This window comes from Streptomyces atroolivaceus, from assembly GCF_000717025.1.
Classification (GTDB): domain Bacteria; phylum Actinomycetota; class Actinomycetes; order Streptomycetales; family Streptomycetaceae; genus Streptomyces; species Streptomyces atroolivaceus.
Window position 1 is genome coordinate 1 of record NZ_JNXG01000073.1, and the last position, 367, is coordinate 367.

General features: G+C 70.0%; 1 protein-coding gene. It reads left to right on the forward strand.

Going from position 1 to position 367, the window contains the following annotated elements:
• Positions 1 to 367: acyltransferase domain-containing protein (locus tag OO67_RS35465; RefSeq protein WP_033305958.1), on the forward strand; the 367-nt coding region annotated here is incomplete at both ends.

A 367-nucleotide genomic window follows, 5' to 3' on the forward strand; every position in this document is an offset into this window, starting at 1 on the left:
CGTCCTCTCCGGCGGCGGCGGCATGGCCTGGCTCGCCCTACCCGAGACACAAGCCGAAGAACTGCTGACCACCTGGAACGGACAACTCTCCGTAGCAGCGGTGAACGGGCCGTCCTCGACCGTCGTGGCCGGCCGGCCCGAAGCGCTGGACGAGCTGCTCGCCCGGTGCGAGGAAACCGGCGTCCGGGCGCGCCGCATTCCCGTCGACTACGCCTCCCACTCCGCACATGTCGAGGAGATCCGGGACACCCTGGCCGGCGAACTGAGCGACGTCACACCACGGTCGGGCCGGATCGCGTTCCACTCCACCGTGACCGGCGACGCACTGGACACCGCCGAACTGGACGGGGCGTACTGGTTCCGGAAC